Genomic DNA, 17,633 nt, shown 5'->3' with positions numbered 1-17,633 from the left:
TCGGCTACTACAGCCTTGGGTCGATTGGCTCGCTTTCCAACGCCAGCACGGCGAAGACACACTCGTGAACCCGACGTAGCGGCTGCTTGGCGACAAATCGCGTTAGCGCTTCGTGACCAAGCGCGAACTCTCTGAGCGCCAGGCTGCGCTTGCCGGCCAGGCCGCGTTCTCGAAGGCGGACGAGATTGTCGGGCGCGTCATATTCGGGACCATAGATGATGCGCAAATATTCCGGGCCGCGGACCTTCAACGCAGGCTGGATGAGCCCCTTCTTGCCACGGCTGACGAAGTCGCGTGGTTTGACCACAATGCCTTCGCCGCCCGAGCCAGTCAGCGTTTCCCACCAGGCGATGGCCTCCGCACACGCGCTGCCGTCGGCCAGATCAACCATACGCCATCGAGTCGGCGTGACCACGCCGCCACGGGCAGCCAGACGGTCCGCGAGCGACATGTGCCAGACATGGTCCTGGTCAAACCAAACACGTCCCTCGCTGGCCAACAGGTGGAAAGGCGCGGCCTTAAGGTCCTCGACGCCCGAAACTGGCCATACGTAGGGCGCCCAGGCGGTGGCGTATTTGGCTGCGCGGGCGGTACGGTCTTCAAGGCGTGCGTTCAGGCCGGCTGCATCGACGCCGCGCGCCATCGCACGGGCCAGCGCCTCGCGGCTGACCTTGAATCCGGCGGCAGAGGATATCGCCACCGGCGCATATTGGCTTTCGATCAGACTGCCGGCCTTGGCCGACCAAGGCATTATCTCGGCGTCCAGCAGCAGCCAGTCGCTGTTCAATTCCTTCCACAGGTCCGCCGCGTCGACCTCGGTGCGAAGACGGGCGAGCAGGCCCTCCGTCATGGCACTGTCGTTGAAAAAGGAGCGTCCGGTGCGGGTCCAGATTGCGCCGGTTTCGTCGCCAGGGACCCCGAAGCGGCTTCGTGCCGCCTGCGCGTTCCGGCAGAGCGCGATCACTGCCCGCGAACCCATATGCTTCTCCTCGCATGCGACCTGCGCAACGCCGCGCTCGCGGAAGTAAGCGAAGGCATCCTCCGGACGTTCCAGCCAGCCGTCCTGGCTGCTGGTCTCGGACGGCGACATGGTCGGCGGCAGATAGATCAGCCATTGCGGCGAGAGCGCGAAGCGGCTCATCACCTCCAGTGCTGCCGACGCGTTCTCCTCGGCCACGACAATCCGGCCCCTCAGTCCGGTCTCGATCCAACGGCGACCGGAGACGTCCTGATAATCGAGCACGCCGTCGGCGTCGGCCTGTGCCGATTTACCGGAACCGGACCCGCCCAGCGGACGTATCGGCTCCGACCAGGTCTGGATTGCCGGCACCTCGACCAGTTCGCGTTCCGGCCAGCGCAAGGCCGTCAGCTTGCCGCCGAATACGCATCCGGTGTCGATGCACAGGGTGTTGTTGACCCATTCAGCCGATAGCGTGGGCGTATGTCCATAGATTATGGCCGTCTTGCCACGATAGGCCGCGGCCCAGTCGGCGCGGACGGGCAGCCCGAACTCGTCGGTCTCGCATGTGGTCTCGCCGTACAGAGCGAACTCGCGCACGGCGCCGGAACCGCGTCCGACCATCTCTTCCTTGAGGCCGGCATGGGCGACGGCGAGACCTCCGCCATCGAGCCAGACATGGCTGCGCAGGCCGTCGAGAAAGGCCGGCAGCGCCTCGCGCAGGCCTCGGTCCTGTGCACTTAGCTGATCGACAGTCTGCTGGAGGCCGTGGGCGACCGTGACCTTGCGGCCTTCTAGCCAGCGGCTGAGTTTGCGTTCATGATTGCCCTGGACACAGTATGCGGTTCCAGCCGTGACCATGCTCATGGCAATGCGCAATACGTCGGGCGAGTTGGGGCCGCGATCGACGAGGTCGCCGACAAAGACGATCTTGCGGCCCTCTGGTGGGACCACGATGACCGTTCGGTCGCCCTGATGCTCGGACCAGGCGATGCTGTAGCCCAATCGAGCGAGCAGGATATGAAGCTCATCCGAACAGCCGTGGATGTCACCAATGATATCGAAGGGGCCATGGTCGTCGCGCTTATCGGTCCACAACGGCTGTCGCGACACCTCGGCCGCGTCGATGCTGGCCTCGCTGGTAAGCTTCCAGACTTGGCGGAAGCCCTCGCGTTGCAGGCCGCCAAGACCCTTGCGAATCTCGGTTGTCATGCGCTGGGCGACCCCGGCGCCAAACGGCCGGTCGGCCCGCACCGCATTGCGTGCGACGCACACCTCGACGCCTGGATCGAGGACCACGGCGACGGGCAAAGCGTGCCACTTGCGCGCCAGCTCAATCCAGGCCTTGCGGTCGGCGGCTCGCACATTGGTGGCGTCGATGACGCCCAGCCTGCGGTGTTTAAGCCGTTTGCCGGCTATTTCGCGAACCAGATCGAAGGCATCCGCAGAGACGTCCTGGTCCGTTTCGTCGTCGGAGATCAGCGCCCGGCACTGGTCCGAGGAGATGATCTCGGTCGGCAGAAAATGCTTGGCGGCAAAAGTCGACTTGCCCGATCCGGTCGAGCCGATCAGCACGACGAGGGCGAAGTCAGGAATGGTGAGGTTGGTCTTGTCGGGTTCTCTCATCGGGTGAACACCGCCATCTGTGTGGGGGCGCCGAGGGTAGCGTCCTCGGCTCCGATACCGCTGAAGGTGGCTGCATAGCCATAGATCTCGCCGATTTTGGCCGCCCAGGCTTGGAACTGAGCCCGGCTCCATTCGAAACGGTGATCGGGATGGCGAAATGCGCCGGGGGCCAGTCTTGGAAACAGAGCGTTGTAGTCCGCATTCGGAGTGGTCACGATGACGGATTTGGGCGCCGTCTCACCGAAAACGATGCGTTCGACCAGGGGCAGCCTGTCCTCGTCGAGATGCTCGATAACCTCGACCAGAACAGCGACGTCGGCTGCGGCCCAACGGCTGTCCCGGTAGGTCAGCGATCCATGCAGCAGCGTGACCCGGCCCTCGGGCGGCCCGCCTAATTCGTTCAGCTTGAGACGCTTTGCAGCCCATTCCAGTTCGCGCACCGCCGGATCGAGCCCGAACAGCTTATGCACCCATCGCTCGCGCACGAGCCGACCGAGCAGCTTGCCTTCGCCGCATCCCAAATCTGCAATCGAGGTTGACCCCGTCGCCTGAATGGCCTGGACCACAGCTTCCATGCGCAGATCGTTGAGCCGGATCGGCGTCTCCAGCGCTTCCTCGGGCGTAACGCGCAGCTCGGCAGATTGTGCCTCGCCAGCCGTCTCGGGAGCCAGCCGCTCCAGGGCGATGCGGGCCAAAGCCCTGCGATTGCCAAGATAGCGGCGCACGATCAGGTCTTTGGCCGGATGGTTTTCCAGCCAGCCCTCTCCCCTGGACAGCAGCTTGTCGATCTCTGCTTCGCCGATCCAATAATGCTTGGCATCGTCCATCACCGGGATCAGCACATAGAGGTGATTCAACAAGGCGCTGAGCCGGCCCGTGCCGGTCAGCTTCAGATGGCCGTATCGGGGCTCGGCTGCAGTCCCGATTTCTTCGATTGGCGTCAGATCGACTGTCCAGCCCAAGGGTTCGAACAAACTTCGAACCAGAGCCTCACCGCCGCGCATCGGCAGTGGAGTAACCACGGCCTCCAGCGGCAGTTCGCTGTCGGCTAGTTCCTGGCGCTCCTTCGATATACCGGTCATCGCCGGCCGCAGCATTTTGTTCAGCGCCACCGACAGGAAGGATGATGCAGCGTAAGGCCGGTCGTTCACATATTGGTCGAGCAAGCCATCTGCCTGGCCCTTGCCTCGCACCAGTCCCACCGGGTCAACGTCGAGCAGGAGTGCAGCCTCGCAACGGTCTTCGGTTGCCTCGGGATAGAACAGCCACGCCTTGCCGAAAGACAGGTCGGTCTTGTGCAGGCGATCCGGATGCTTGTGCAGCAAGAAACCGAGATCGGTGGCCGGACGGTGCGTTGTGGCAACAGACAGGAACATCAGCGACCGATAGCGCAGACAAGCGGAATAACCAATGGCGGTTGTGTGGCCCACGACAGGCTGTCGCTAACGAGAAACAAGGGCAGGCGCCGGGCGCCTGCCCTTGTACAATTCAGACGATGCTGACGCGTTACGCCGCGGTGGCGACGCGCTCGGCATTTCCGGTCGCAGCCACAATGGCATTGACCTTGGCCGTGGCCTTGGCCAGCGCTGCTGCCACCGCGTCGGCGCCCATGCCGACTCCTTCGATGCGGATGACCTCGACATCGGTCATGCCGAGAAAGCCGAGCACGCTGCGCAGGTAGGGAATGGCGTGATCGAACTGCACGGCCGCACCTTCGGAATAGATTCCGCCCGAAGCCAGCACGATATAGACCTTCTTGCCGGTGACGAGGCCCTTGGGGCCAGCATCGCCATAAGCAAAGGTTTTGCCGGAGCGGGCGACGTGGTCGACCCAGGATTTCAGCGTCGACGAGATGTTGAAGTTGATGAAGCCGGTGGCGAGAATGACGGTGTCGGCCGCAAACAGCTCGTCCAGTACAGTATCAGAAACGCCGACGACCTCAGCCTGGCGCTGGGTGCGCGCTTCGGCCGGCGTATAGATGCCGGTCGAATAGTCGGGGTCGATATGCGGCAGCGGGTTGGCGACGAGGTCGCGGGCGACAAGCTTGGCCGAAGGATCGGCGGCAAGCAGTTTGTCGGCGAGTTCGTTGGCGACGCGGGTCGAGTGCGAGGCGGCGCCGCGTGGGCTGGATGTGACAAGAAGGATGGACATGGTGACTCTCCAGGGTTGGATTAAAATCTCCCGGCAAATATGTGTGCGCAGACTTATTTGAAAAACTGGTATATTTTGTATATGATCCATCTAAATTGTGGATTGAAAGATGCAGCCCAACCCGACGCTTGACCAACTGCAGATCCTGGTTGCGGTGGCCGACACCGGTTCCTTCTCGGCTGCCGGCCGTAAGCTCAACCGCGCGCAGTCGGTCATCAGCTACGCCATTGCCAACCTCGAAGCGCAGCTTGGGCTGAAGCTGTTTGAGCGTGAGGGCACGCGTGAGCCGCAACTGACCGATGTCGGCAAGGCGACGCTGGAAGATGCGCGGCGCATGGTCGGCGTGCTGCAACGCATCCGCTCGCGTGTCGACGGATACCGGCAGGGATTGGAGGCGGAAGTTGCGCTGTCGGTCGACGTGACGCTACCGTCGCCGGTGCTGGTTCGGGTGCTAAAGGCATTCGAGGCGCAGTTCCCGGCAGTGACACTGCGTCTGCATATCGGCTCGCTTGGCCTTATCCTCGATCATGTTGTCGGCGGACAGGCCGATCTCGGCATCGGAGGGCTTCTGGGCGAGGCGGACGTGAATCTGCTGCGCATCGGTTTCTTCTCCCTGGTGCCAGCCGCAGCGCCTGATCACCCGCTGGCGCTGCTGCCAAGACCAGTTGCGCTGGAGGATGTCCGCGAACACATCCAACTGGTCGTCTCGGACCAGTCCGAGCGTACGCGCGGGCGCGACTATGGCGTCTTCGCCTACCGCACTTGGCGGCTGACGGATGTGCGCACCAAGCACGTGCTGATGCGCGAGGGGCTGGGCTGGGGTGGGCTGCCGCGATGGCTGATTGCCGATGATCTGGCGAACGGCCGGCTCGTCGAACTCGATCTCGAGCCTTACAGCGAAGTCCGCTCGCCGCTTTATGCCATGCACCGCGCCGATCGCAGCCCGAAACCGGCGGCCGCTTGGCTGATCGACCAGTTCAAGCGCCAGCTAGGCTGTTTCAACGAGTTCGAACCGGGTGAGGTGCCTGAGGGGGAGCCGGAGACAGGCCGTCGATCAGCGCCATGAGAACGGCGCGATAGTCCTCGATCGATGCTCCAGTTTCGATAGCGAGCGCTGCGCGGTCGAAGGCGGCGGCGAGCAAAGCGGTCAGTGTTTCCACAGGCAGTCTCGTCATGGAGTGCGAGCGCATTGCGGCGACAAGGCCCTCGCGCAGCGAACGGTTGCCATGGCGATTGTCGATCGCATCCATGGCGGCGCGGCCGAGCACGGCCGGGCCATCAAGCAGCAAGAGCCGCGTGCGGCCGGGCGCACGCATGGCAGCCAGATAGGCATCCGAGCCGGCTATCAGCGCATCGCGGGCAAATAGCGAAGGCGGTGACGCGCGTTCGATCTCTTCCGAGACGGCTTGCGCCTCCTGTTCGACCACAGCGGCAAACAGCGCCTGCTTGTCGGCAAAGTGATGATAGAGCGCGCCGCGTGTGACGCCGGCAGCGGCGACGATCTCGGGTGTGCCGGTTTCGGCATAGGACTTTTCGGTGAACAGTTTGCGCGCCGCGGCGATGAGCTCGGCGCGTGTCGCCTCGGTGCGATCACGGTTGGAGCGACGAGCGGACCCCGGTTGCATACATGCAGCCTGTATGTTAATGCGATTTACATGCAGACTGTATGTTATTCGCCGGGAGAAGGAAAGATGAGGACGACGAGCTATTATCCGGTGCTGATGACGAGCGACGTTGCCGGCACGGCGGCCTTTTATGTTGCGCATTTCGGCTTCAAGCGGCTGTTTGAGGCCGACTGGTACGTGCATCTGCGCTCAGCCGAAGATCGCCGCGTCAACCTCGGCATCGTCCAGGGCGATCATGAGACGATCCCGGAGGAAGCGCGGGGCCGCACGTCCGGTCTGCTGATCAATTTCGAGGTCAGGGATCCGGATGCCGTCTATGAGCGGATCACCGCCGCTGGCCTTCCGATCCTGCGAACGCTGTGCGACGAACCCTTCGGCCAGCGCCATTTCATCACCAGGGATCCCAACGGCGTGCTGATCGACGTGATCAGGCCGATCCCGCCGAGCCCAGAATTCCTGGCGCTATATGCGCAGGGTGCTGCGGCGCGCTAACTCGCCCGCGCCAACGGCATCACCGTGACCTGAGTGATGCCGGAGCGGCGCACCACCGTGCACAGTGTCTCGTGGCCGATGCGCTCGGCGTCGAGCATGCGCACCAGATCGTCGACGCCGGTGACCGGGCGGCCGTCGATAGCGGCAATAATGTCGCCTTCCTTGAGGCCGGCCTTGTCCGCCGGGCTGTTCTTCTCGACACTGCGCAGGCGCACCGCCGTGCTGCTCGATACTTGCGACAAAAGGGCTGCGCGGCGCGGCAGGTTGGTGGTGTCGGCGGAAACGCCGATGAAGGCACGGCGCACGCGGCCGAAGCGGATGATTTCCGAGATGACGAAATTGGCCGTGTTGGAGGCAACCGCGAAGGCAATGCCTTGTGCACCATGGATCATCGCGGTGTTAACGCCGATCACCTCGCCGGCCGAGGACACCAGCGGTCCGCCGGAATTGCCGGGGTTGAGCGCGGCGTCGGTCTGGATGACGTCGTCGATCAGCCGGCCGGTGGAGGCACGCATCGAGCGGCCGAGTGCCGAGACGACGCCAGTGGTGACGGTCCATTCGAAGCCGAGCGGATTGCCGATGGCAATTGCAATCTGGCCACGCCTCAAACGCTTGGAATCGCCAAGCGGCGCAACGTCGGCAAAGTTGCCGTCGGCGCGCACCAGCGCAATGTCGGTGTCGGGATCGCGGCCGAGCACGCGGCCTTCCCTGGAGGCGCCGTCCGGCATTGATACGCGCACGCTGCGCGCATCGCCGACGACGTGGAAGTTGGTGACGACCAGCCCGTCCGGCGCGATGACGAAGCCTGAGCCATGGCCGCCCGGGCCACCGACGCGCTCGATGCGGCAGACGGCGGGCCCGATACGGTCGACGGCATCGGCGACCGTCGCCGAATAGGCATCGAGAAGGCCATCGTCATAGTGCAATTGCTGGGCGGGCAGGGCCATCTGAGGGCTCCGTAGCTTTTTTGGAACAAGATGAACAATCCCTATATGTGCGGAGCGGCCGGACCGGCCGCGACCTGACCAGATGGCCAGTCAAATGCCCAACTAGCCGTCAGGCGAGTATCCGCCAACGCTCTGCGGGGCGATATCTGGGTCACGAAGAACCCAGGAGACAGATCATGAGCGATTTCAATCTGAGCACGTTTTCCGACGCCATTGCCGACATCGCGGCAGCCGCGGCACCAGCGACGGCCAGCTTCGCGACGCACCACCGGACGTCAACTGCTTTCCACTGGCGGGACGGCTATTTCGTCACTGCCGAGGAGGCGGTCGAGGCCGGCGAGGAGATCGAGCTGACGTTTTCTTCGGGCGAAGCCGTCAAGGCCGAACTGGTCGGCCGCGACCCGTCCACCGGAACGGCCGTTTTGAAGCCGACCGGCGCGCCGAGCGTGCCGTCACTGGTAAAGGCGGATGCGGTGCGGCCGGGTAACCTGGCGGTCGTGGCGGGCAATAGCGACGGCACCTCGCTCGCTACCTTCGGCACGGTCGGCGAGGTCGGTCCGGCTTGGCGTTCAATGCGCGGCGGCACGATCGACCGGCGCATCAACCTTGCCGTCAATGCCGGCGGCCGTTTCGAGGGTGGCCCTGTGCTCGACGCTAAGGGTGGACTGATCGGCATGCTGCTGTTCGGGCCACGCCGGCGGGCGCTGGTGATGCCTTACGAAACGATCGAACGAGCAGTCACGACGCTGTGCGAGAAGGGTCATGTGGCGCGCGGCTATCTTGGCGCCGGCCTGCATCCGGTCCGCAATGGTGATACACAGGGCGCCATGGTGATGAGCCTCGACGATAACGGGCCGGCGAAAGCAGCCGGTCTCAGTCTCGGCGACATCATCGTGTCGTGGAACGCAGAGACGGTGCATGGCCCGCGCGAGCTGATCCGCAAGCTCGGGCCGGACAGCGCCGGTGCCTTGGTGACACTCGGCGTGGTGCGCGGCGGCGAGAACCGTGAGGTCTCCCTGACTATCGGTGAAAAGCCACTGAGCTGAGGGATAGATGGTAAGCGGTGAGGTCGCTGGCAGACGGCTGACGGTGCTGATCGCGCTCGGTGACGTCGAGCGCGCGCGAAGTCTGTCCGCGGCTCTCGCTGCGACCGATGATCTGCGGCCGGTTCTGGCGGGCGAAGTCGACGGGCGTGGGGCGGCGGATGTCGCCATCGTCGATGATCATGGGCTACAAGGCGGTCTCTTCGACGCGGCGATGCCTCGCGTGCTGCTATCGTCGCGAGCGGCCCGTGAACGGCCGGCCGATACAGTGTTTGCCGTGCTGCCGGTGAAAGCGGACGAGTTGCTGATCGCCGCCGCCGCGCGGCTGGCGGCAGCAGGCTACCGGATTTCGCATGACAGCCATGCTCTATCCGATCGGCATCACGATTTGACATTCCATGGCAGCGACCGGTTCGAGGAGGAACTGACCGACGAGCAGATCGTCCGGCCGACGCTTTCGCCGCGCGAAAGCGAGGTGCTGGCACTGCTCGCCGAAGGCGCGCCCAACAAGGTCATCGCGCGGCGGCTGAACATCTCCGTGCATACGGCGAAATTCCATGTCGCAGCGATCCTGACGAAGCTCGGTGCCGCCAACCGCACCGATGCCATTGCCATCGCTATGCGGCAGGGGCTGGTGCTGGTCTAGCTCAGATTGTCTCAAGGCCGACGCAGCGTAACCCGCATCCGGTGTGTTGGGCCTTGCGCGGCGGTTCTCAGCCGCGCAAGGATCGTGTCTTTCATGTTGCAGGGAGGCGCGAGGATGTCGCTCAAGGGAAAGACGCTGTTTATCTCCGGCGGGTCGCGCGGCATCGGGCTGGCGATTGCGCTGCGCGCCGCGCGCGACGGCGCCAATGTGACGATCGCGGCCAAGACCGCCGAGCCGCATCCGAAGCTGCCGGGGACGATCTACACAGCGGCCCACGAGATCGAGCAAGCCGGTGGCAAGGCGCTGCCAGCACTGTGCGACATCCGCGATGAAGCGCAGGTCGCCGAAGCCGTCGCCAAGACCGTGGAGAGGTTCGGCGGCATCGATGTCTGCATCAACAACGCCAGCGCCATCCAACTCACCGGCACGCTGGAGACTGACATGAAGCGCTACGATCTGATGCACCAGATCAACACGCGCGGCACTTTTCTCGTCTCCAAAATGTGCATTCCGCACTTGAGGTTAGCGGAAAATCCTCACATCTTGAATCTGGCGCCGCCGCTCGACATGAAGGCCAAGTGGTTCAAGAACCATGTCGCCTACACGATGGCGAAGTTCGGCATGTCGATGTGCACGCTGGGCATGAGCGCCGAGTTCGCCAGGGACGGCATCGCGGTCAATTCGCTATGGCCGATCTCGACCATCGACACGGCGGCGGTGCGCAACCTCCTGGGCGGAGCGACGGTGGCGGCGATGAGCCGTTCGCCCGACATCATAGCCGATGCGGCATACGCCATCCTGGTCAGGCCGTCGCGTGAGACGACCGGCAATTTCTACATTGACGAAGAAGTGCTGCGCGCTGAGGGCGTCAGCGATTTCTCGGCCTATGCGCCGGGTGCGACAGGCCCGCTCGCCGGCGACTTTTTTGTGCCGGACGAGGTGTTCGGCCGGACGGATACCAAAATCAAAGGTATCTACTGACGAAAAGTATCTAGCTACAGAAGCATCTCTTAAAAGTATCTAGCTACAGAAGCATCTCTTAAAAGACCGGCACAGACGCGTGCTCACTCCTCGGCTTTCTTGGCTTTGCCAAGACCCATCAGCCGGTCGATATAGGCAAGCATCAGTGCCGAGAGAACGAAGGCCAGATGAATGATGGTCAGCCACATCAGCTGGTCGGTCGTGTAGGAGACCGAGTTCAGGAACACCTGCAAGAGGTGGATCGAGGAGATCGCTACGATTGTCGAGGCGACCTTGACCTTCAGCGAGCCGACATCGATCGTGCCCAGCCAATGCACCTTGCCGTCATTTTCATCGAAGCGGCTGACGAAGTTTTCGTAGCCCGAGATGATCACCATCACCACCAGTGAGGCGACCAGCGCGGCATCGATGAGGCCGAGCATTTTCAGGATTGTGTCGGTATCATCGAGCGTGAAGGCGACGGGAACGAACTCGAACAGCTTCTTGCCGAAGGACACGGCATAGATGGCAAGTGCCGCACCCAGTCCGAGATAGAAGGCGACCAGCAGCCAGCGCGAGGCGAGAATGATCGATTCGATGGCGAGTTCGAGGCGCTTCATGCGGCGGTTCGGGCTCCGTTGTCGGAGTGCCGTATTTCGGGCAGGCTGCGGCTGTTTGCAAGGTTCCAAAAAAACGAAACCCCGCCGGGGAGGGGAACCGGCGGGGCTCGTGTGTCCCGCTGGAGTCGGGACAGGGCAGGGAACGCCCTGTCCAGAATCTGGGATTGGTAACCACGCGTTTCAAGATTGATGACCGCGCGATTCAATGGTTGATCAAATCGCGCGGTTCACATTCCGATTTATTGGGCGCTGGCCACCGGCGCCACCAGGGGGGTAATCCGGCGGATGGCGACGCGGCGGTTCTCGCGGTTGGGTCCCGACGTGTTGACCTTGAGATACTCCTCTCCATAGCCCTGGGTCGTCAGGTTCTCCGGCGGGATGCCAAAGGCGTTGGTCAAGGCTTCGGCGACCGCCTCGGCGCGGCGGTCGGACAGAGCAAGGTTCGCTTCCGGTGTGCCGACAGCGTCGGTATGGCCCTCGATCAGGAAGCTCTCGGCCGGGTTTTTCTTCAGCAGCTTGTCCATGGCGTTGGCAACACCCTCCAGCTTCTGGACCTCGGTGTCGGAAATCGAGGCCGAACCGAATTCGAAGTTGAGCGTGTCGAGGTCGATGCGGCGGGCGATGTCGCGCACGCGGGCCGAGCGCTTGACCTCGTCGATCGAATAGAGGCGCTGGACCCTCTCGACCGGCGGCCGTTCGAGGAAGGTATAGTAGTCGTCCGGATCCTCGACTTCTTCGGAATCCAGAATGTATTCCTCTTGCGGGATGGTAAGGCGCATCGGCGGCAGGTCGTCGCCCGGGTCGCGCCAGTCTGCATCATAGTCATAGTTCCGCTCGTCGACATAGCTCAGCACATATTCGCGCCCGTCAGGCGCGATGCGTGAACGCTGGATGACGTCGCCGTAGCGGTTGCGGATAGTGACGATCCGGACACCGTTGTCGCGCTCGACGATCTCCCGGGTGCGATCGCCCGACAGGTCCTCATAATACACATTCCTGGCGCCACGATGCATGCGCGGGGCATCGCTGCTTTCCACGAACGTCTGGTTGTTGAACTGGAGGATGACGCGGTCGCCGAATTCCCTGACGACGTTGGCGCCCTGGGGGCGCGGACGGCGGCGAACATCCTCGATGTCCGGCGCACGCTCGACACGCTTGCCTTTTTCCTCGGTCACCGGAGCGATCTTTTCAGGCTTGATCTCCTTCTGGGCCGCCCGGTCGTCGGTGGGTGGCGGTCCCTCCTCGACCGGAGCCGGTTTCGAGACTTCCGCCTGGTTCTCGCCCTGCTGGGCGGGCTGGTTGCCCTGCTGCTTGCCGGCATTTTGGCCGCGCTCCTTGCCACCCTTGCGCTTGCGCAAGACATCCTTCTGGCTGTCCAGAACAGGTGCCTCGTTCGGATTGGCCCGGGCTTCACCCTGGACCGGATTTTCACCCTGGACCGGCGCGGCCTGGCCAGTCGAAGGCTGTTCGCCGGTCGAGGGCTGTTGCTCTCCTGTCACCGGCTGTTCGCCGACAGGCCTCTTGCCACGTTTCTTGATCTTGTCCTGGGGCTGTTCGTCCTGGACGGGAGCGGCCTGCTGCTCCGTCGGAGCCGGTTGGGCCTGTGGGGTCGCTTCCTTATTGGTCGGCGCCGGCTGGCCTTCCGGCTCCGTGGCGGGTCCGGTCAATTCAGCAGGCTTCTTGCGCTTGCCCGGCTTTTGTCCGGGCTCGACAGTCGGAGCCTGTTCTGCCGGGGCAGCCTCGATCTGCTGGTTCTGTTTTTGCTTCTTCTTGCGCGGATTGACGTTGGGCTGGTTGTCGTTTGCCGGCGCTGCCTGCTCGGCCGGTTGTTCCGATGGGGCCGCTTCGATCTGCTGCTGATTGCGCCGCTTCTTGCGGGGCTGTTCGGTCTCGGCCGGAGCGATCTGCTCGGTGGGAGCAGATTCCGTTTGCTGCTGTTGGTTGCGCCGCTTCTTGCGGGGCTGCTCGGTCTCGGCCGGAGCGATCTGCTCGGTGGGAGCAGATTCCGTTTGCTGCTGCTGATTGCGCCGCTTCTTGCGGGGTTGCTCGGACTCGGCTGGAGCGATCTGCTCGGCCGGAGCAGATTCCGTTTGCTGCTGCTGATTGCGCCGCTTCTTGCGGGGTTGCTCGGACTCGGCTGGAGCGATCTGCTCGGCCGGAGCGGATTCTGTTTGCTGCTGCTGATTGCGCCGCTTCTTGCGGGGTTGCTCGGACTCGGCCGGAGCCGCCTGCTCGGCCGGAGCGGATTCCGTTTGCTGCTGCTGGTCGCGCTTCTTCTTTCTGGGCTGCTCTGCCTGCTGGCTTTGCGCGCAGGCCTCCGCCGACTCGCCCTCGGCGCAACTCGATTGCACTGGGATGAGCGGCGCTGCGGTACGTTGCACGGGGCTGAATGCGGCATTGCCTTGCAGCGGGAACGCGCCTAACGGCGCGGACGCCATCAACAGGCCAAGCGCCGTGCCTGCCAGAATCCGTGGTTGGCGTTTCATCATAAACACTCCTTGTGGCGTCCCATCCCTGCCCAAACTTTCAGCAACCATGTTTGGTTCCTGTTTGTAGGTTCTAGCTGTGGCACAGGGCGATTGACCGGCGTTTTGAAGGCGACTTCATGTCATTCGTATGGTCCTGGCGTATGTTCCGGCGTATGGTCCCGGCGTATCGTTCGGACGAGGGTGCACGGTTGCCGTGCTTGACCTTGAAGCGTCCGAGGGCCACATGCCGACGATGGAAAAGCCGTTCTGGAAGACCAAGACCCTCGAGGCGATGACCCCGGCCGAGTGGGAATCACTCTGCGACGGTTGCGGTAAATGCTGCCTGTCCAAACTCGAAGACGAGGACACCGGAGAGATCTACTGGACCAGCGTCGGCTGCCGGCTGTTCGACGCTGGAAGCTGCCGCTGCTCCGACTATGCCAACCGGCTGGCGCGTGTTCCGGATTGCGTCGGGCTGACGCCGCAGAATGTGCGCACCATCAGCTGGCTGCCCAAGACCTGCGCTTACCGGCTGGTCGCCGAGGGCCGCGATCTCTATTGGTGGCACAGGCTGGTGTCTGGAAGCGACGAGACCGTGCACGAGGCCGGCATCTCGATGCGCGGCCGGGTCAGCGCCAGCGAGACCGACCTTGCCGAGCCGGACGACTATTTCGACCATATTCTCGCAGACGAGCCTTAGGATTTCCTCCGGTAACGAAGACCGGGAACCATGGCAAAACGGTGCGTTCCCCATCTGCCCTGCATAGAACCGGTTCCAGAAACGGAGAGACTAAACAGCTGGCCCATTCTTGCCTCATGAACTGGAGATGAACGGCCGGTTCGCAAAAAATTCAGATAGACGGGTGCATTCTCCTCGCATCGGTTCGACGAAAACGGGTTGAAACCCTCAACAAGGAGAGAACACAATGTTCAATACCATTAAGACGGCTGCTCTTTCGGCTCTTGTCGGCCTTGGCACACTTGCTGCCATCCCCGCTCATGCTGACAGCATCTATCTCGGTTTCGGCAATAACCAGGATCCGCGCGTCGGCGTCTATACCGGCGACGAAGATGATGGTTACTATCGCGAACACCGCCGTCATGGCGGCTGGCGCCGGTCCTGTTCGCCGGAGCGTGCCATCGACAAGGCCGAACGCATGGGCCTGCACCGCGCCCGCATCATCGACATCAACCGCCGCACGGTCAAGGTCGCCGGCCGCCAGTATGGCGACCGCGTCGTGATCGTATTCGCCAATGAGCGCGGCTGTCCGATCATCTATCGCTAAGGTCTTCGGGCCTGCGGCCGGCTGACTTGCAGCCGGTAGAGTAGCGGAGCCCTTCCGCCAGGACGGAAAGCGCGGCTCAAAAAAACCCCGGAGGATCGATCCTCCGGGGTTTTTCATGCTGCAAGCGATGATCATTTCAATTCGAAAGTCACCGTCACCTGTGCGGTATAGGAATTTTCGCCGGCTTGCACCGGGACCGACGCACCGGCGGCATCGAATGCCTTGGCGTTGATCGGCATCGGCGGTGGTGCGAAATTCTGGTCGGTGATCTCCAGGACCCGGCCGATGCCGACGCCGGCCGCTTCGGCCAGCGTCTTGGCCTTGGCCATGGCATTGGCGACGGCCTTCTTGCGCGCCTCGGTGACGGCTGCCGCCGGATCGTCGTTGGAGAAGGAGATGCCGCCGCCCTGGTTGACGCCGAGCGACACCGCCTTGTCGAGAATGTCGCCGGTCTTGTCGATGTCGCGGATGCGCACCGACAGCGTGTTGGTCACCTGGTAGGCGACAAGCTCGGCCTCCTGGCTGCCGTCGGGCTTGTTGGTGTAGTTATAGCGCGGATTGATCTGGATGCCCGCGGTCTGCAGATCGCGCTCCTTGATGCCGGACGATTTCATCGCCGCGATCACCGCGGCCATGGCGTCGTTATTGGCATCGAGCGCTGCACGTGCCGTCTTGGCTTCGCGCATGACGCTGAGCGTCAGCAGAGCCAGATCGGGTGCTATCGCCGCCTCGCCTTCGCCGGTGACGACGATACGCGGCGGCGGTGGTGAATCGGCGGCGCCGGCGATCGCCGGAAATGCGATTGCGGCGGCAATTGCCAGGGGCAAAATACGTCTGGTCATGAAATCTCCTCGATCTGCGATCCCAAGACGGCCGAGTGTTGGGCGGCGTCCAATGGGCGACGTGCAATAGGTTATCAATATGGGCTGATTTGGGCGATCTCTGCCAGCCCCTTGGAACGTCTGCTCGGAAAGCCCAGGGAAAGCCTTGTGCGGTTCAGGGAAAAACACTAATCCAGCGCCGTGGGGCCTGTAGCTCAATGGTTAGAGCCGGCGGCTCATAACCGCTTGGTTGGGGGTTCGAGTCCCTCCGGGCCCACCATTGGCTTTTATGGCCGTTGATTTAATTGGATTTTTTGGCCATTTTTGTCCCACCTCTTTCAACCCCCTCAGAAAGTGGGACAATTTTGTTCTCTTTTCGATCGATAACCAGCAGGTATTTCGCCGCTCTCGCTACCTTCCGGCGACGCGCTTTCTTGATGTAGTGGTCGGGCTGCTGGTACGTAGTCCACCCATATATCGCCTTCAGCTGCTCGTGCGTCGCGCCGTTCTCAGCGGCGATCGTCGCGCCGGCCTTGCGAATTCCATGAGCACTGCAGTGCGGCAGCTCAGCTTGATCACACCACTGGCGCATCTTGTTGCCCAGACCGTTCTCCGAGAACGGGCGACCATACTCATTGACCAGGAAGGTCATCTGGTCGGAGGGCGTGTGCTCAAGTTCCGCCTCTAGTTCGGGCAGAAGCGGGAGCTCCACCAACACCGCATCCTTGTTACGACTGGTCTTCCCAGGCTTAATTCTGATCCACTTCTCCCACTGCTCGGTCTCCTCGTTGTAGACGAGCGTGATGTGCTGTCGACCGAAGATCGCGACGTCGGACAACCGCAGGCCAGTAAACATGAAGATCGAGAGCGCACGTCTGGCTGCGGTACCCAGCGGATGCCGCTTCTCATATTGAACGATCTCCGACACGTCCCATGGGTGCCAGCCGTCGCCGCTCTTTAGCCGTCTGATGCCGCGGGCGGGATTGGAGTCGACGCCCGGAATCTCTGTGTCCTTTGCCCACTCAAACATCGCGCTGATGGCTTTTACGATATTGTTTGCCGCGCCAAGGGCGTCGAGCCTGGTGTCCCTGATCTCCTTAACATGAGACCGTTTCATACCGGCGAATGGCAGAGATCCCTTGGTGGGATACTGAGGATCCGGGTCACCTTCGAGGGGATGAGGTAATACGCATACGCGCTCCAGAATTGCTCGTCGGCGCGCCATAGTGTCTTGGGTGATTTCCGTGCCGCCCCGACGGTAATACTCCTGGCAAAGCCACAGCAACGTGCCTTTCTTCGCTGGCTCGGAAGGCTTGGTGAGGCGCCGGCAAATCTCGGGAAGAGTGCCGGGCCGAACATAAGTGACCTCGGCGCGCGCGCACCGCAGTTCCTCGAGGAACTCGTCGCTGCCGGTCGGTTCACGGAGCCGGACCTTCTTCCGACCCGGTGCGCGAAAATAGTACCGATCATTGCCGTGGCGATCAGTGTCCTTCACTACGCCCTTAAGATCGATTTTCACGGGCTCATCCGTCATGTTCGTGGTTTTCGATCCCAAGGATTGTCTAGTGGCGGCGAATCTTCGTCAAGCTTTGGTGCTCCTCCGATTTGGCGGTGAGGGAGCTTTCGAAAGGCCAATACAAGTTCCTCGACGTCCCAAACAATGCGCCCCTTGCTCGGCATTCGTGGCTGGGGCATCCGGCCGTCCTGGACCATTTCATCAAAGGTCGTTGAGCTTACGCCGATGAACGTCGCAGCCTGCTCGCGATTGATTCCTACCGGCGGGAGCGAGGGCGGCAAGACGCTCGGGGTGCGTAGCATCGGTTTAGCGCGTTGAAAGCGCGTTTTTGACGCCTGCCTGTCTTCCTATGTACCTGTCCGAATATTGCAGACGCTCAATCATGTCCTAGCCCTGTGCTTGCAGGCTCACCCTAGGTCTCCAGACCTCAGGATCGCTCAAGACACCGGATTCTTTTCCAGCCTTTGTGTACGA

At 62.6% G+C, this 17,633-nt stretch carries 16 protein-coding genes and 1 tRNA gene; 8 read left to right on the top strand and 9 right to left on the bottom strand.

Annotated elements, in window-relative coordinates; genetic code table 11:
• Positions 1-7 precede the first annotated feature (7 nt).
• The 3 genes from NKH13_RS26345 to NKH13_RS26335 form a co-directional block, all read right to left on the bottom strand.
• Positions 8-2,584, bottom strand: a complete 2,577-nt coding sequence (locus NKH13_RS26345; RefSeq protein ID WP_352915478.1) for a polynucleotide kinase-phosphatase — start codon at positions 2,582-2,584, stop codon at positions 8-10.
• A complete protein-coding gene (locus tag NKH13_RS26340) occupies positions 2,581-4,014 on the bottom strand; it encodes a 3' terminal RNA ribose 2'-O-methyltransferase Hen1 (RefSeq protein ID WP_352915475.1) in 1,434 nt (477 codons plus the stop codon). Before NKH13_RS26340 ends, NKH13_RS26345 begins: the two co-directional genes overlap by 4 nt.
• A gap of 76 nt (positions 4,015-4,090) precedes the next feature.
• Positions 4,091-4,735 (bottom strand): FMN-dependent NADH-azoreductase, encoded by a 645-nt coding sequence (locus NKH13_RS26335; RefSeq protein WP_352466683.1) that lies wholly within the window; start codon positions 4,733-4,735, stop codon positions 4,091-4,093.
• Positions 4,736-4,844: 109 nt separating this feature from the next.
• Here NKH13_RS26335 and NKH13_RS26330 point away from each other — a divergent pair, with 109 nt between their 5' ends.
• The gene (locus tag NKH13_RS26330) at positions 4,845-5,801 is read left to right on the top strand and encodes a LysR family transcriptional regulator (RefSeq protein ID WP_352720857.1); all 957 of its coding nucleotides are present in this window, start codon (positions 4,845-4,847) and stop codon (positions 5,799-5,801) included.
• Here NKH13_RS26330 and NKH13_RS26325 read toward each other — a convergent pair.
• Positions 5,734-6,360, bottom strand: a complete 627-nt coding sequence (locus NKH13_RS26325) for a TetR/AcrR family transcriptional regulator (protein ID WP_352720855.1) — start codon at positions 6,358-6,360, stop codon at positions 5,734-5,736. The genes NKH13_RS26330 and NKH13_RS26325 overlap by 68 nt on opposite strands.
• 66 nt (positions 6,361-6,426) lie before the next feature.
• Here NKH13_RS26325 and NKH13_RS26320 point away from each other — a divergent pair, with 66 nt between their 5' ends.
• Complete coding sequence (locus tag NKH13_RS26320; protein ID WP_352915471.1) at positions 6,427-6,852, top strand: VOC family protein; 426 nt, start codon at positions 6,427-6,429, stop codon at positions 6,850-6,852.
• Here the strand turns inward: NKH13_RS26320 and NKH13_RS26315 are convergent.
• A complete protein-coding gene (locus NKH13_RS26315) occupies positions 6,849-7,799 on the bottom strand; it encodes a S1C family serine protease (protein WP_352915468.1) in 951 nt (316 codons plus the stop codon). The genes NKH13_RS26320 and NKH13_RS26315 overlap by 4 nt on opposite strands.
• A 176-nt stretch (positions 7,800-7,975) precedes the next feature.
• On the opposite strand from NKH13_RS26315, the gene NKH13_RS26310 reads away from it, so the two are divergent.
• From NKH13_RS26310 to NKH13_RS26300, 3 genes are all read left to right on the top strand, one after another.
• Positions 7,976-8,845, top strand: a complete 870-nt coding sequence (locus tag NKH13_RS26310; protein ID WP_352915465.1) for a S1C family serine protease — start codon at positions 7,976-7,978, stop codon at positions 8,843-8,845.
• A 7-nt stretch (positions 8,846-8,852) separates the two neighbouring features.
• Positions 8,853-9,488: a helix-turn-helix transcriptional regulator gene (locus NKH13_RS26305; RefSeq protein ID WP_352915462.1), complete on the top strand. Its 636-nt coding sequence runs from the start codon at positions 8,853-8,855 to the stop codon at positions 9,486-9,488.
• Positions 9,489-9,602: 114 nt separating this feature from the next.
• Entirely contained in the window at positions 9,603-10,469 is an 867-nt protein-coding gene (locus tag NKH13_RS26300; protein WP_352915459.1) for an SDR family oxidoreductase, read from the top strand.
• An 83-nt stretch (positions 10,470-10,552) separates the two neighbouring features.
• On the opposite strand, the gene NKH13_RS26295 is transcribed toward NKH13_RS26300, so the two are convergent.
• Positions 10,553-11,068, bottom strand: a complete 516-nt coding sequence (locus tag NKH13_RS26295) for a TIGR00645 family protein (RefSeq protein WP_352915456.1) — start codon at positions 11,066-11,068, stop codon at positions 10,553-10,555.
• A 239-nt stretch (positions 11,069-11,307) separates the two neighbouring features.
• On the bottom strand, positions 11,308-13,554 hold the full coding sequence (locus tag NKH13_RS26290; RefSeq protein WP_502914586.1) for an OmpA family protein: 2,247 nt from the start codon (positions 13,552-13,554) through the stop codon (positions 11,308-11,310).
• Between the two features lie 235 nt (positions 13,555-13,789).
• On the opposite strand from NKH13_RS26290, the gene NKH13_RS26285 reads away from it, so the two are divergent.
• Entirely contained in the window at positions 13,790-14,236 is a 447-nt protein-coding gene (locus tag NKH13_RS26285) for a YcgN family cysteine cluster protein (protein ID WP_352915516.1), read from the top strand.
• Between the two features lie 226 nt (positions 14,237-14,462).
• The gene (locus tag NKH13_RS26280; RefSeq protein WP_023678277.1) at positions 14,463-14,822 is read left to right on the top strand and encodes a hypothetical protein; all 360 of its coding nucleotides are present in this window, start codon (positions 14,463-14,465) and stop codon (positions 14,820-14,822) included.
• A gap of 131 nt (positions 14,823-14,953) precedes the next feature.
• On the opposite strand, the gene NKH13_RS26275 is transcribed toward NKH13_RS26280, so the two are convergent.
• Positions 14,954-15,664, bottom strand: coding sequence for an SIMPL domain-containing protein (locus NKH13_RS26275; protein ID WP_023719319.1), 711 nt, complete (start codon positions 15,662-15,664; stop codon positions 14,954-14,956).
• Positions 15,665-15,847: 183 nt separating this feature from the next.
• Here NKH13_RS26275 and NKH13_RS26270 point away from each other — a divergent pair.
• Positions 15,848-15,923 (top strand) — tRNA-Ile (locus tag NKH13_RS26270).
• A 21-nt stretch (positions 15,924-15,944) separates the two neighbouring features.
• On the opposite strand, the gene NKH13_RS26265 is transcribed toward NKH13_RS26270, so the two are convergent.
• Positions 15,945-17,162, bottom strand: a complete 1,218-nt coding sequence (locus tag NKH13_RS26265) for a tyrosine-type recombinase/integrase (protein WP_352915450.1) — start codon at positions 17,160-17,162, stop codon at positions 15,945-15,947.
• Positions 17,163-17,633 lie beyond the last annotated feature (471 nt).

It is taken from the genome of Mesorhizobium sp. M1348 (assembly GCF_040317925.1).
Classification (GTDB): Bacteria; Pseudomonadota; Alphaproteobacteria; order Rhizobiales; family Rhizobiaceae; genus Mesorhizobium.
Note: the sequence above shows the minus strand (reverse complement) of the source record. Positions and strands in the feature narration are given on the sequence as shown.